The organism is Flavobacterium sp. I3-2 (genome assembly GCF_013389595.1).
In the GTDB taxonomy this organism is placed as follows: Bacteria; Bacteroidota; Bacteroidia; order Flavobacteriales; family Flavobacteriaceae; genus Flavobacterium.
Map to the genome: position 1 here is coordinate 532,979 of NZ_CP058306.1, position 14,965 is coordinate 547,943.

The following is a 14,965-nucleotide window of genomic DNA, read 5'->3' on the forward strand; positions in this document are numbered from 1 at the left end:
TATAAAGAAAAAGCATGCAGCAGATCATATCTTTTTTTACAAAAAACAGCACGAAGTTGCTGTTTTTGCTGCTTTTAGTCATTTCATTATACATGACTATTCAATCGCACGCTTTTCATAAAAGCCAATTCGTAAATTCTGCAAATATTGTTTCAGGAACAATCTATGAAGAAACCAATAATTTAAAAGAATACCTTCATTTAAAGACTGAAAATGAAATGCTTGCTAAAGAAAATGCAAAGCTTAAACAAACGCTATACAACAGCCAAATCATCATTGACTCAGCATTTAAGGTTAATCCTGAATTACGTATTGCCACAGATTATAACGTTTTTCAAACTAAAATAATTCGAAACAATTACAATAAAAAAGAAAATTATTTGACCATTAAAGGAGGAACAAAAAATGGTTTTGCAAAAGATATGGGAGTTATAAACTCACGAGGAGTAGTTGGAATAGTAGAAAATGTTTCGAAACACTATGCAACCGTTCAAAGTATTTTAAATTCTAAAACTCGTATCGATGCCAAAGTGAGTAATTCAAATCATTTTGGAACCATTGTTTGGGATGGAAAAAATGCAGGCTTTGTGCAGTTAATTGACATTCCAAAATTAGCTAAACTTCACAAAGGAGATAGTATTGTTACAGGTGGTGAATCAATTATTTTTCCTGAGAACATTCCGATTGGAGTCGTAGATAAGGTATTTGCATCAAAATCATCAAACTTTTACACAATAAGCGTTCGTTTATTTAATGATATGACAAACATTGGTTCTGTCTATCTGATTGAAAACGTGAATTTACAAGAAATAAAACAATTAGAAGAAGCAACTTTAAGCGATGAATAGTACATTAATTATAAATATTTTTCGATTTGTATCTTTACTTTTATTACAAGTTGTTTTGTTTGACAACATCGATTTATTCGGTTTTGTAACGCCATATCCATATATATTATTCATTCTACTTTATCCATTAAATTCAAATCGTGCTGGATTAATTTTGGCAAGTTTTTTTCTTGGAATAATACTAGATAGTTTCAATAATTCTGGTGGTGTTCAAGCCGCAGCTTGTGTTTGTTTAGCCTATTTTAGAGAGCCCTTTTTAAAGTTTTCTTTCGGAATAAGTTACGAATATCACATGATGAAAATTACAGACAAATTCTCTACCGAATTATTGACTTATTTGTCCATCTCTATTTTATTTCATCATTTGATATTTTATACATTAGAAATATTCAATATTCAATTTGCTTTCGAAATACTTTTAAGAACTATTTTATCTTCAGCTTTAACTTTAATTTTTATAATCATCTTAATCTTCTTAATTAAGCCAGCAAAAAAATGAGAAAATTATTATTCCCTATAATTATAATTTTAGCGACAATTGCCATTGTTGCGCGCTTATTTTATTTGCAAATTATTGATGATTCATACTTAAAAAAGTCAGATAACAACGCTTTAAAAATTGTTTATGAATATCCAGAAAGAGGTTATATTTACGACAGAACAGGAAAACTTTTAGTAGCGAATCAACCAAGTTATGATATCATGGTTATTCCACGCGAAATAAAAAACCTTGATACTTTAAGTTTATGTAAAATTTTAGATATTTCAGTTGCAGAGTTCAATAATAAAATTGAAAAAGCAAAAGTTTATAGCCCTCGCCTTCCTTCTGTTTTTTTATCACAATTAACCAAAAGGGAATTCGCCGTTTTTCAAGAAAAAATTCGTCATTTCAAAGGATTTTACATACAAAAAAGAAACCTAAGAGATTATCAAGTTGATTTTGCAGGAAATGTTTTTGGATACATCCGTCAAGTTAATGATAACGACATCAAAAGAAATCCATATTATATCAGTGGTGATTTAATCGGAATTCAAGGAGTTGAACAAGCTTATGAAGAAATTTTACGAGGACAAAAAGGTGTAAAATATATTCAAAAAGATAAACACAATAGAGAAATTGGTCCTTTCAAAGAGGGTATTTACGATTCGATTTCAGAAAAAGGAAAAGACATTACTATTACCATTGATGGAGCTTTACAAGAATATGGCGAAAAATTAATGGTAAACAAACGTGGTGGAATAGTTGCAATTGAACCTAAAACAGGTGAAATTCTTGCATTGGTTGCTTCTCCAAATTATGATCCCAAATTATTAGTCGGAAGAGATCGTTCAAAAAATTACCAACAATTAGCAGAATTACCAGGTGATCCTTTTTTTGACCGCGTATTAATCGGAGAATATTCACCCGGTTCTCCTTTTAAAATCTTAACTGGACTGATTGGTTTACAAGAAGAAGTCATTGACACCAACACTCACTTTTCTTGTAGTCATGGGTTTTATTATTCCCGAGGAGCTTTTATGAAATGTCACGATGCTGGAAGTTGGAATTTACATCCTGCCATCGCAAAATCATGTAACACCTATTTTGCACAAACGTATAAACGTATCATAGATAAATATAGTAATCCAAAATTAGGAATGGATGCTTGGTATAATCATCTGAAGAGTTTTGGATTAGGTCAGTTTTTGGGATATGATTTACCAATAGGTAGAAAAGGTCAGATTCCAAATTCAGAATATTACGACAAATGGTATCCAAATGGCGGTTGGAAAGGAACTACAACAATATCTAATGCCATTGGACAGGGTGAAATTACGGTAACTCCAATTCAACTTGCAAATGTAATGTGCGCAGTTGCCAATCAAGGTTATTATTACACACCTCATATTATAAAATCAATTGAAAAAGATCATATCGATAAAAACTTTGTTCAGAAAAAAACAACGACTATTGATAAGCAACATTTTATTCCTGTTATTGAAGGTTTAGCAGAAGTTTATAGAACTGGAACAGCAAGTAGATTACAAATACCAGACATTGCAGTTTGTGGAAAAACAGGAACTGTAGAAAATTTTATAAAAATTGACGGTCAAAAGAAACAATTAAAAGATCACTCAGTATTCTTAGCATTTGCACCAAAAGATGACCCTAAAATAGTAGTTGCTGTATTTATTGAAAATGGTGGTTGGGGAGCTTCTTATGCAGGTCCGATTACTTCCTTAATGATAGAAAAATATTTAAAAGGTACCATTACTCGAACAGATTTAGAGAAACGAATGTTTGAAACTTCTTTACATTCAGAGTACATATTAAAGGATCAAGTGGATGCAGAAAAAAAAGCAAAAGCAAAATTACAAGCACAGTTAAAAGCAAAACAAAAAAAAATCAATGGTTAAAACAAAGCATTTAGCAAATCAAAGTGTAATAAGCAATGTCGATTGGCTTACCATTTTTATATATGCTGTCCTAGTGTTTTTAGGTTGGTTGAATATTTATTCAGCATCGTTACCTGATGAAACCACATCGATTTTTGATCTTGGTCAGATTTACGGCAAACAAATTTTATTTATTGGATTATCTGTTCCTTTGATTATTCTCTTACTTTCCATTGATGCAAAATTTTATGAAAAATATGCTGTTGTGTTTTATTGTATTGGAATAGTATCTCTGTTAGGATTATTTGTTTTTGGTAAAAGCATTAAAGGACAAACGAACTGGTATCAATTCGGAGGTTTTGGACTCCAACCTTCCGAGTTTGTAAAAACAGCCACAGCTTTACTCTTAGCAAAATATATTGCAGAAGCACAACCCACTTTCGAAACATTAAAAGAACAAGCCATTGGAATGGGAATTTTTATGTTTCCCGTTTTACTAATCTTGATGCAACCTGACATGGGAAGCGCCATGATTTTCATGACATTATTTTTGGTATTATATCGAGAAGGTTTTCCTAGTTGGTATCTTTGGACAGGATTTATAGCCATTGTATTATTTTTTCTCTCACTTTTAATCGAACCTCATTTCATAATCTTAGGAATAATAGTAGTAGCTTTAATCCACTTTATTACCAACAAAAAAATCAACAGAAATCCATTCATATATTTAATCATCACACTGATAATGGTAGGATTTGTCTATAGTGTAGATTATGTTTATGATTCAGTATTAGAACCACATCAAAAAGATCGAATCAATGTATTGATTGGTCAAGATGTAGACATGAAAAAAGAAGGTTATAATCTAAATCAATCTAAAATTGCAATTGGTTCAGGAAACTGGACAGGTAAGGGATTTCTTGAAGGAACCCAAACCAAAGGTGGATTTGTTCCAGAACAACACACCGATTATATATTTACTACAGTCGGAGAAGAATGGGGATTTGTTGGCTGTATCGTTGTAATTGGACTTTTTGTCACGTTATTTTTTAGGATAATATATTTGGCAGAACAACAAAAAACAGCATTTCCTAGAATTTATGGTTACTGTGTAGCAGCATTTTTGTTTATGCACTTTTTTGTAAACGTATCCATGTTAATCGGGTTGTTTCCTACAATTGGAGTTCCACTTCCATTCTTTTCTTATGGCGGATCAAGTTTAATAGCCTTTACGATTATGTTATTTATCTTTTTAAAATTAGATTCAAATAAAGTAAACGAGTGGTAATTGGTACACTTTTTGAGCATTATTAACATAAATACTAAAAAATATAATATGAAAAATAAGTTTTTATTACTCCTTTTTTTATTATCATTTTCACCTTTCTATTCTAATGCTCAAAATGTAGAAACTACAGTACAGATAATAAAAACATCTAAAGAAAGAATTGCAGAATTAAATGCCGAAGCTGCTAAAATTGGTGAAGACATCGAGTTAAAAAAGCAAGATTTAAATCAAAAAATCAGTCAAGCGAGTGAATTAGCAATCTTAACCAAAGAAGCAAAAAAAACTGATGATGTTTTAAAAATTGAAGAAGCGAAGCAAAATCAAAAGAAAGTTGATGACGAAGTTAAAGTCTTAAAAAATGAATTAAAAACAGTTGAGAAATCACAAAAGGAAATATTAAAAGAGGCTAACAAAATCTCAAAAGCTAAAAACTCCATTGAAAAATATCAAAAAAACGTAACCCAATCTAAAGTAAAATTAGCAAAAGTGGAAAACAACCTAAAAAAAGCCACAACGCAATTTGAAAAAGATATGCTAAACAGAAAATTATCCACTGAAAACCAAATAAAAGCAAAAGCCAAAATCCTTAAACTTGAAACAGAAGTTAAAGATTTGAAAATAAAATTACAACAAAACGAATTAGACCTTCAAAAGGCGAAACTTGATATATAACACAAAACCGAGAAATTAATTTCTCGGTTTTGTGTTTTAAATATTTACCTTAATATTAATAGGCAAATAAAAATCAGAAGCAATTGGTTTACCATCTTGCGTTGCGGGATTCCAAGCAGGCATTGATTTTAAAGCTGAAATTATATTTTCTTCTAGTTCTTTGTACAATACATTAGGTTTTTCGAATTCAAAATTAGATAAATTTCCATCTTCTTCGACAACCATTTTAAGGACAATCTTAACATCAATATTCTCGTTAAATTCTGGAACTGTAAGTATTCTCATAAAATGTGAATAGAATTTTTTTATCCCTTCTTTTGGATGCGCTTTTATAAAATCTTGCTTAACATTTTCAGTCTTGTGTAAATCAGTGTTTAACATTTCAGAATCAGACTTTTTAATTCGTAATGGAATACTCATGGTTGATTGAATAGCAATTCCATTTTTAATTTCTGGGTTCCAATTCGGTGATTCCTCCAATAACTTTGTAATAAAATCTTTGATTAAAAAATCATTCGTATTAAGAATATTTACCTTGCCTATTTTACCATTTTCATCAATATTAAAAAATACATGAACCGTATTTTCTAATTCATCATTTGAATAATATTTTTCTATTTTATCTTGAATTTCATTTAGAAATATAGAAAACTCAACTTTGGGTTTTGCCTTTCTATTTTCGATTTTATCTTCAATTTCAATAGATTCAACATCCGTAATTATTTCATCACTTGTTTTTTTATCCATTAAATCATTCACTTTATCTGAAATCACGCTTTCAAATTTATCAATCGTGTTTGCTTTGGTTTCAATTCCAACTAAACCAAAGTAAGTCAATACAAAAGCCAAACTATAAAATAGTACTTTTGTAACATTTCCTTTTTTTGTGTTTTTCATCATAATAAAACGTTTTTTTAGATTTTTATAATTAAATGAACTGCTTAATTCTAATTGTTTATTTTGTGCACTATAATAGTTTAAAATAATATTTTGGTAATCTTTAATATTTTCTGTTTGATTTAAACAAAAGGCATCGGCCAAAAATTCGTGATTTTCTTGAATGGCTTTTTTATAGAAATACAACATCGGCTGAAACCACAATCCAATTTTCAAAAATTCGATGAATAAAATATCCAAGGAATGTCTTTGAACAACATGACCTTTTTCATGAATCAAAATTTCTTTTTCTATTAATTTTTTATTCCAAGATTCTAAGTTTAGATAAATGCAACTTAAAAACGAAAAGGGCGATTTAACTTTGGTATTTAAAATCAGTAATCCGAATTCATTTTCAATTTTTTTTCCTGAGTTTTTTAAACTGATAATTGCATAAATTCGAAACACAATCCGAATCAGTAATAAAAGTGCGATTACCGAAAATAGTATTTCGATATTTGAAAACAAGCGCTGTTTTTCAACAATCGGAAAATAATCGAAATTTGAAATATCTTCTAATTGCTTAAAAACAATCGTTTTTGTTTCAATAATTTGATTTGATTTGACAATAAAATTAAAATTGAGAAAAGGTAAAATCAAACCTAAAACAAACGTAACCAATAAATAAAATCGGTTGAATTTTAATGATTTTTTATCCTGAAGACTGTATCTGTAAATCAAGAAAAAAACAATCAACAAAAAAGTTGACTTAATGAAATATAAAATCATAGCTACTTGTTTTTAAGTTCATCGTCAATTAAGTCGCGTAGATTTTGTAATTCTTCTTTGGTCAAGGAAGCTTCTTTGGCAAAAAAGGAAGCGAAATTGGAAGTTGAATTATCAAAAAACTGATGTATCATATTTTTCATTTGTTTTGAAAAATAGTTTTCCTTCTTTACAATCGCATAATATAAACGTGTACTTCCGATTTCGTCGTAAGCCACAAATTTTTTATCGATAAGTTTTTTAATCGTTGTAGCAACAGTTGTTTTAGCTGGTTTAGGTTCATCGTAACTTTCGATTAAATCTTTTAATAACGATTTATCTTTATTCCAAACATATTGCATCAATTGTTCTTCGGCTGGTGTTAATTTCATATTCGGTTTTTTTAGAACTTGTTCTACAAATATAGAACAAAATTTTATTTATCCAAATTTTATAAATAAAAAAGCTTACAATTTCTTGTAAGCTTAAAAATAAATGATTTAGAAAATTTATTGAGGAAGATTATTAATAGCATCAATAACTTGTTGAATAGAACCATTTTGCATCTCTGGTAATGTAAAGACAACATTCATATTTTGTGTTACAAATTGAGCTGGCTTGATTGCATATTTAAAACCGCCGTTACTTTCGACAACTAAAATATAATACAATTCAAGTCCTATTGGAGCACGAACATATGCATTAGCTAGTGAATTAGGAATTGTTTTGGATGCCATAAAAATACTGCTATTGCTAGCGTTAAACCCTTGAGGCAAAACATAAGTAACATCGGTATAACCATTTCCTAGATCTATAAATCTATCGTGATTATACCATCCAAAATTATTCAAAAAAGCAGTATATGCATCTTGATTTATTTCTTGATTAAAACCAGACCACATTTCTTGTCCAGTGAAATTCTCCCATAACAAATTTCCGTTTTCGTCAATCGTTCCAACAAAACCTTGCATTTCTGAATCTAAACCACCTGTATTAATAGCTGGAGTTATAATTTGAAAATGGCAACTAGGCTTTAATGTTTCGCCATTTTGTGAAACTTTAAAATGAAATTCGCCGCCAGAAGCTAACATTCTTTTTTCTGTTCCAAATTTACCAACTGTAGCTTTATTAGTAGCCAACATAGTACCACGATCGTAGATTTCAATAAATTCAAAATCAACATTTCCAGTTACTGGTGTATCATCGAGCTTAGTCATACAATTAGCAAAAATCTTAACAACTGTACCTTTTTCTGAAACAAAAACAAAATTTTGTCCAGAATCAAAAGTAGTTTGTTGTTTAATATTGTTAAGATTTGAAGCAAATAAACTTTTTAAAGCTATTCCGTTGGGCTGAAACTGTTGTTCATTTTCAAGATTACCATTGTCGTCGTTGTTACAGCTAACAAATGTAATTAACGGTAAGATTAATAATAAGTGTACAATTTTTTTCATAGCAACAATTTTTAAATTAATAATTAAAAATAACATTTATTAGATAATCATATTAAATAAACTAAAATGTTAAATTATATATACAAAATTAACAAATACCATACCGTTAAAAAATAAAAAATCTCAATACGTAAAAACACATTGAGATTTGAATCTAATTAAAAAAAATTATTTAATATCCTTAAGGTAGATTGTTTAATGCATCTACTAATTGTTGTGTGGTTCCATCTTGCATTTCACTCAAACTAAATGTTACATTCAAATTTGGTGTAATTACTTGAGATGGTTTGATAGCATATTTAAATCTTCCGTTATTAGCTGTAACCAGAACATAGTAAACTTCTAAACCAACTGGCATATTTGTATAAGCATATGCTAATGAATTAGGTTCATTCTTTGTTGCTAAAAATACTACAGAATTATTTGCAAACCCAGTAGGAACTGAAAAATTAACGGTTGTAAAGCCATTTCCAAGATCAACAAAACGATCACAATTATACCAACCAAAATTATTAACAAAAGCATTATATGCATCTGTATTAATTAATTCATTGTAACCTATCCACATTTCTCCTCCTGTTATTGAAAGGTTCCAAAGTAATTCTCCTTGAGAGTTAATCTCTCCATAAAATGATCTCATTTCATAATCGACATCTCCAGTATTACTAGTTGGTGTAGAAAGCATATAACCACAATCTGATTTTAATTTTTCACCATTTTGAGTAACTTCGACATAAAATTCACCACCAGAATATAGTAATCTTTTTTCATCTCCAAATAGACCAACAGTTGGTTTATTTGTAGTTAACATAGTTCCTCTATCAAAAATTTCAACAAAAGCAAAATCGACTTGCCCAGTCACAGGCGTATCATCTTGCCTCTTTAAACAATTAGCATTAATTGTTATCAATGTTCCCTTTTCAGAGATAAAACTAAAATCTTGTTCTGAATCAAAACTCGTTCTTTGAGTAATATTATTTAGATTTGAAGCAAACAGATTTTTCAAATCTTGACCATTTGGCTGAAAACCAGGATCAACTATTTGATTCGAATTGTTATCATCAGAGCAATTTACAAACAAAACAAGCATCGATGATAATACTAAGCTTTTTACAATGTTTTTCATAAATAAATATTTTTTTCTAAATCAAAAAAAACTAAAAATGTTATATAATTGATTTAAAGTGGTTTATACTTACTAAAGTAACAAAAAAATCTCAATACGTAAAAACACATTGAGATTTTAATTAATTTATGATAAAAAAACTAGATTGACATTTCCAACCTGTTCATTAAATTTTTGTTCAAAGCTGTTTCTGCAAAAGCTTTATCAACAATAAATGCTTCTTTATCAGAACTTGGTAATTCGTACATCGGATCTGTTAAAATAGCTTCACACAACGAACGTAAACCACGAGCACCTAATTTATATTCTAATGCTTTTTCTACTACATAATCTAAAGCTTCGTCTGTAAAAGTAAGTGTTACACCGTCCATTTCAAAAAGCTTTTCGTATTGCTTAACCAAAGCATTTTTAGGCTCAGTTAAAATCATTCGAAGCGTTTCTTTATCCAACGGATCCATGTGCGTCAGAACTGGTAAACGACCAATGATTTCAGGAATTAAACCAAAATCTTTAATATCTTTTGGGATGATATATTGCAATAAATTAGCTTTATCAACTTTACCTTCATCTTTTGAATTTCCGAATCCAACTGCTTGAAAATTCATACGCTTAGAAATGATTCTTTCAATTCCATCGAAAGCTCCACCAGCAATAAAAAGAATATCTTTTGTATTAACTTCGATGAATTTCTGATCAGGATGTTTACGTCCTCCTTTAGGCGGAACATTTACAATTGAACCTTCTAATAATTTTAATAACGCTTGCTGAACACCTTCTCCAGAAACATCACGTGTTATCGATGGATTATCGCTTTTACGAGCAATCTTATCGATTTCGTCAATGAAGATAATTCCGCGTTCTGCTTTTTCAACATCGTAATCTGCAGCTTGCAACAACTTAGTTAAAATACCTTCAACATCTTCACCAACATAACCAGCTTCAGTTAAAACAGTAGCGTCAACGATAGCTAACGGCACGTTTAACATACGAGCGATAGTTTTTGCTACCAATGTTTTTCCTGTTCCGGTTTGTCCAACAATGATGATGTTACTTTTTTCGATTTCAACATCGTCATTACTTTCTTGCTGCAACAATCGTTTGTAGTGATTATAAACTGCAACTGATAAAACTTTTTTAGTTTGATCTTGACCTATTACATATTGATCTAAAAACTGACGAATTTCGATTGGTTTTTTTAATAAAACCTCATCAGACAATCCGTTAATTCCGTTTGATTTAATTTCTTCAAGTACGATTCCGTGAGCTTGTTCCACACAATGGTCACAAATATGCGCATTAATTCCTGCTATAAGAATGTTCGTTTCTGCTTTTGAACGTCCACAAAACGAACAATCATTCCCATCATTTCTCATTTAAATTCTTTTTCTCTTGGGATTATTCTCTAATTAAAACTTCGTCAATCATACCGTATTCTTTAGCTTCAGCAGCTTTCATCCAGTAATCACGTTCTGAGTCTTTGTAAACTTTTTCGAAAGGTTGTTTTGAATGTTTAGCGATGATTTCATATAGTTCATCTTTCAGTTTCAACATTTCTTTTAAATTGATTTCCATATCAGTTGCAACACCTTGCGCTCCTCCAGAAGGCTGGTGAATCATTACACGTGAATGTGGTAAAGCTGAACGTTTTCCATCTGCACCAGCACATAATAAAACAGCTCCCATCGACGCAGCCATTCCTGTACAAATTGTAGCTACGTCAGGTTTTACAAATTGCATCGTATCGTAAATGCCTAAACCTGCGTAAACACTTCCTCCAGGAGAATTGATATAGATTGAAATATCTTTAGAAGCATCAACGCTTTCTAAAAATAATAATTGCGCTTGAATGATGTTTGCTACGTAATCATCAACTCCTGTTCCAAGGAAAATAATACGATCCATCATTAAACGAGAAAAAACATCCATCGAAGCAATGTTCATCGGACGTTCTTCAATAATATAAGGTGTCATGCTTCCTACAATTTTATCGTAGTACATATTGTTTATACCGTGATGCTGTGTAGCATATTTTTTAAATTCATTACCAAAGTCCATATGCAAAATTTATTTTTTTTGATTTATATAAATAAGTGAGCGTCAAATTCTGATGAATCTGACGCTCAAATATAGTCATTTTTTTCGTGAAAATTATGCTTCGTAAGCTTCCTTAACGAAATCTTTGTAAGAAACTTCTTTCACTTTAGCGTTTACTTTTTCGCTGAATAACTTAACCATTTTTTCTTGCATTAATTGCTCAGAAATTCTACGAACTTCTTCTTGGTTTGTTAATACACGAGAAACGATATTATCAACATCAGCTTCAGCTGGTTCTAATTGACCAAATTGAGCCATTTGCTCTTTGATTAATTTAGAAGTATATTCTTTAATTTCTTCGAAAGTGATTTGTAAATTATTATCTGTAATAATTCTTCCTTCGATTAATTGGTAACGTAAACCTTTTTCAGATTTTACGTATTCTTCGTTTGCTTCTTCTTCTGTTAAAGGTTTTTCAGCAGCAGTTTGTAACCATTTTTTCAAGAAAGTTGCTGGTAATTCAAAATCAGTAGATTCGATTAAGAATTCAACTACATCGTTAGTGAACTTTTGATCACCTTGAGAAGCGAATTGTTTTTCAGCATCTTCTTTGATTTTAGCTTTTAATTCTTCAACTGTAGTAACCACACCTTCTCCGAATAATTTATCAAAGAATTCTTGATTTAATTCTGCTTTTTCAGTTGTGTTGATTTCAGTAATTTCAAAAGCAACCTCAACATCTAAACCGTTTGCTTTTTCAGCATCGATATTTAAAACGTTTGCTAATTTTTGCTCATCTTCGAATAAACCTTTAGTCGAAATTGCAACTACATCTCCAACTTTTTTACCGATGAATTTCTTTTGATTTGTCTTTGTACGAACGTCAGAAATAGCGAAAGTAGTTTCGTTAGAAATTCCTTCTTCTTCGTTTGAAACTTTTACACGAATATCATCACCTTCTTCAGATTTTTCTTTAGAAACGATTTTTCCGTATTGTTTTTGGATAAATTCAACTTGTTCTTCTAACATTGCGTCGTCAGCAACAATATTAAATTTAGTTATTTTATTCTTAGCACCTAAATCAACAGTAAATTCTGGAGCTAATCCTAATTCAAAATCAAATGATAATGTATCTGCATTCCAATCAATATCTTTTGCAACAGGAAGTGGATTTCCTAAAATATCGATTTTTTCTTCATTCAAATACTTGTTTAAATTTTCTTGAAGTAATTTATTAACTTCTTCAAATAAAACAGCAGTTCCGTATTGTTTTTGGATTAAAGACATTGGAACAGCACCTTTTCTGAATCCAGGAATGTTAGCATTTTTTTTATAATTCTTTAATACATTATCAACATTTCCTTGGAAATCTTCTTTTGCAAGCTCGATTGTAACGATTGCGTTAAGAGCATCTACATTATTTCTTGTAATATTCATCTTTCTGTTATTTACTACTAAAATTGGCTTGCAAAATTATGATATTTTTACAAGCCAACCAAGTTTTTAATCTATTGTATTACAATAAACTATTAATTTTTTATTTTTTTTTCGATGACGGAATCAGAATTCCAGCAACTGACTGTAGAATAGATAAAACGATTGAGAAAAACAAGGCGTTTAAAAATCCTCCTACAACAAATCCACTAACAAAATACTCTGCTAATAAAACAATTATTGCATTAATTACTAATGAAAATAATCCTAAAGTTAAAATTGTAATTGGCAATGAAAACAACTGTAAAATTGGTTTTACAATAGCATTTAAAACAGCTAATGCTACAACAACCCATAAAGCCGACGACCAACTTTCGATAGAAACACCCGGAATGATTGTTTCAGTCAACATCACCAAAACACTTGAAACTATTAATCTAATGATAAAATTCATATTCTAAAAAATTTAAAAAAGCGTCACCAAAGTAACGCTTTTAAATATAAAAAACTAATTTGAAGCTTTGATTGTAACTCCAGGGAAATTTCCTGGAACATACAATGGTAAATGAGCTTTGTAATGCTTATTAATAACCTGAATAATTTCGTTTGTTACTAATGCATATCCTCTCGGATTTGGATGCACACCATCTAAAGAGAACAAAACTACATTCATATTCCCTAAACCTTTAAAATAATCAGCAGTATAAATCTGTCCGTCAGCAACTCTGATTCCAGAAACTAACTGATTCATAATTGCATTCATATCAGCAACTGCCAAACCTTTACTTGCTGCAATTGTTTTGATTGTATTATTAAACGAATCTGTCGCTTCTTTAATTTCTTGTTGTTCTTGAGGAATCAATGTATACATATCTTCAAGCGGATAAGTAACCCCAACTTTACCAAATAAAGCTTGATATTGAGCTGGTAAAGCTGCAATAGTCGCTGCAGTTGAAGTTGTTCCAATCACCGAACTTGTACCCAAAACAAACAAATCATTTGAAGTTGCGTGACGAGCTTGTCCGTAAATTTGCCCTAAAACCGTTGCTAAAGGAGCAAATTGTGGATCTTGAGCAAGTATAGTTGCTAATTGAGTCGATAGATTAGGTAACGTTTCGTCTTTGATTAACAAAGGATTTGGAGCTGTTGTTGAGAAAGTTTGTACACGATCTCCAGCACCTAAATAAGTTAAGGCTCCTTTTAATTTTACAATCAATTCATTTAATTGCCCTACAACTTGAGTCCCACCAAGAGCTTCAGTTGTTAATGGATTATAAGGAACAGTTGTAAAATGAGGAATAGACGTTACATACGGAATTGTTGCCACGACTCCTTTTGCTCCATTAGCCGTCAACCCGTTAGTTATTGTAGAATAAACTTGTGCAAAAACATTTGGATCAGTAATATCATTTCCTCCATAAGTAGCTGGATTTAAATTACCTTGTTGATTTACACCAGTTCCTCCTGATAACGCATAAGCTAAAACGTCATTACTACCAATCCAGTTTGTAAAAAACGTTGGATTCATAGAAAGTGCATCAGCTAAAACCGTTGCATTAGGATTTGTTGCCATTCGAACAAAATATGGATTAGCTTGACCAGTAGCAACGCCTTGTAAATTTCCGTATCCAGCTGCTAATAAATGAAAAGATTTAGCACCTGGAACTCCCATATTATTGAAGGCTTTTTGTTGTAATTGACCAACCTGAATAGTAGGTGTACCTGCTAGGTTTTGAGGCCCACCTGTACTCATATTGATAATCATTCGAGTTTTAGCTATAATATTACTTCCTAAAAGTAATCCTCCAAGATCATTAACATCATCCGCATATGAAGGTTGGGTGAATTCGCCACCACCAACAACAGAGAATTGTTTTGATAACAAGTTAGGAAAAGAATATTGTTGACCTGAGCGATACATTGTTCCATCCATATATCCTGAGGTTAATGAATTCCCAACAGCAACATATCTTGAGAAATCTGCTTCTCCAGCAGTATAAGTTCCATTTGAAATTTCATCATCAAACTCTGGTTTACATGATGAAAAACCTACTGCGATTGCAGCTAAAAGTATAATTTGATATTTTTTCAT

At 30.7% G+C, this 14,965-nt stretch carries 14 protein-coding genes; 5 read left to right on the forward strand and 9 right to left on the reverse strand.

Features of this window, described 5'->3' with window-relative positions:
- Positions 1 to 14: 14 nt before the first annotated feature.
- From mreC to HW119_RS02605, 5 genes are read left to right on the forward strand one after another with little or no spacing between them, the layout of a single operon-like run.
- Positions 15 to 848 (forward strand): rod shape-determining protein MreC, encoded by an 834-nt coding sequence (mreC, locus tag HW119_RS02585; RefSeq protein ID WP_177761115.1) that lies wholly within the window; start codon positions 15 to 17, stop codon positions 846 to 848.
- A complete protein-coding gene (locus HW119_RS02590) occupies positions 841 to 1,347 on the forward strand; it encodes a rod shape-determining protein MreD (RefSeq protein WP_177761116.1) in 507 nt (168 codons plus the stop codon). Before mreC ends, HW119_RS02590 begins: the two co-directional genes overlap by 8 nt.
- The gene (mrdA, locus tag HW119_RS02595; protein WP_177761117.1) at positions 1,344 to 3,245 is read left to right on the forward strand and encodes a penicillin-binding protein 2; all 1,902 of its coding nucleotides are present in this window, start codon (positions 1,344 to 1,346) and stop codon (positions 3,243 to 3,245) included. The genes HW119_RS02590 and mrdA overlap by 4 nt, the downstream gene beginning before the upstream one ends.
- The gene (rodA, locus tag HW119_RS02600) at positions 3,238 to 4,512 is read left to right on the forward strand and encodes a rod shape-determining protein RodA (RefSeq protein ID WP_177761118.1); all 1,275 of its coding nucleotides are present in this window, start codon (positions 3,238 to 3,240) and stop codon (positions 4,510 to 4,512) included. Before mrdA ends, rodA begins: the two co-directional genes overlap by 8 nt.
- Before the next feature lie 48 nt (positions 4,513 to 4,560).
- Positions 4,561 to 5,184 carry a hypothetical protein gene (locus HW119_RS02605; protein ID WP_177761119.1) on the forward strand — a complete coding sequence of 208 codons (624 nt, stop codon included), beginning with the start codon at positions 4,561 to 4,563 and terminating at the stop codon, positions 5,182 to 5,184.
- Positions 5,185 to 5,220: 36 nt separating this feature from the next.
- Here HW119_RS02605 and HW119_RS02610 read toward each other — a convergent pair whose 3' ends face one another.
- From HW119_RS02610 to HW119_RS02650, 9 genes are all read right to left on the reverse strand, one after another.
- Positions 5,221 to 6,849 (reverse strand): M56 family metallopeptidase, encoded by a 1,629-nt coding sequence (locus HW119_RS02610; RefSeq protein WP_177761120.1) that lies wholly within the window; start codon positions 6,847 to 6,849, stop codon positions 5,221 to 5,223.
- Positions 6,850 to 6,851: 2 nt separating this feature from the next.
- Positions 6,852 to 7,217, reverse strand: a complete 366-nt coding sequence (locus HW119_RS02615) for a BlaI/MecI/CopY family transcriptional regulator (RefSeq protein WP_177761121.1) — start codon at positions 7,215 to 7,217, stop codon at positions 6,852 to 6,854.
- Positions 7,218 to 7,334: 117 nt separating this feature from the next.
- Positions 7,335 to 8,279, reverse strand: coding sequence for a hypothetical protein (locus tag HW119_RS02620; protein ID WP_177761122.1), 945 nt, complete (start codon positions 8,277 to 8,279; stop codon positions 7,335 to 7,337).
- A 181-nt stretch (positions 8,280 to 8,460) separates the two neighbouring features.
- Positions 8,461 to 9,405: a hypothetical protein gene (locus HW119_RS02625; RefSeq protein WP_177761123.1), complete on the reverse strand. Its 945-nt coding sequence runs from the start codon at positions 9,403 to 9,405 to the stop codon at positions 8,461 to 8,463.
- Between the two features lie 140 nt (positions 9,406 to 9,545).
- Positions 9,546 to 10,778 (reverse strand): ATP-dependent Clp protease ATP-binding subunit ClpX, encoded by a 1,233-nt coding sequence (clpX, locus tag HW119_RS02630; RefSeq protein WP_177761124.1) that lies wholly within the window; start codon positions 10,776 to 10,778, stop codon positions 9,546 to 9,548.
- A 22-nt stretch (positions 10,779 to 10,800) separates the two neighbouring features.
- On the reverse strand, positions 10,801 to 11,460 hold the full coding sequence (gene clpP / locus HW119_RS02635; protein ID WP_177761125.1) for an ATP-dependent Clp endopeptidase proteolytic subunit ClpP: 660 nt from the start codon (positions 11,458 to 11,460) through the stop codon (positions 10,801 to 10,803).
- A 93-nt stretch (positions 11,461 to 11,553) separates the two neighbouring features.
- The gene (tig, locus tag HW119_RS02640; protein ID WP_177761126.1) at positions 11,554 to 12,876 is read right to left on the reverse strand and encodes a trigger factor; all 1,323 of its coding nucleotides are present in this window, start codon (positions 12,874 to 12,876) and stop codon (positions 11,554 to 11,556) included.
- Positions 12,877 to 12,976: 100 nt separating this feature from the next.
- Positions 12,977 to 13,327, reverse strand: a complete 351-nt coding sequence (locus tag HW119_RS02645) for a phage holin family protein (RefSeq protein ID WP_177761127.1) — start codon at positions 13,325 to 13,327, stop codon at positions 12,977 to 12,979.
- Between the two features lie 54 nt (positions 13,328 to 13,381).
- Positions 13,382 to 14,965, reverse strand: a complete 1,584-nt coding sequence (locus HW119_RS02650; RefSeq protein ID WP_177761128.1) for an SGNH/GDSL hydrolase family protein — start codon at positions 14,963 to 14,965, stop codon at positions 13,382 to 13,384.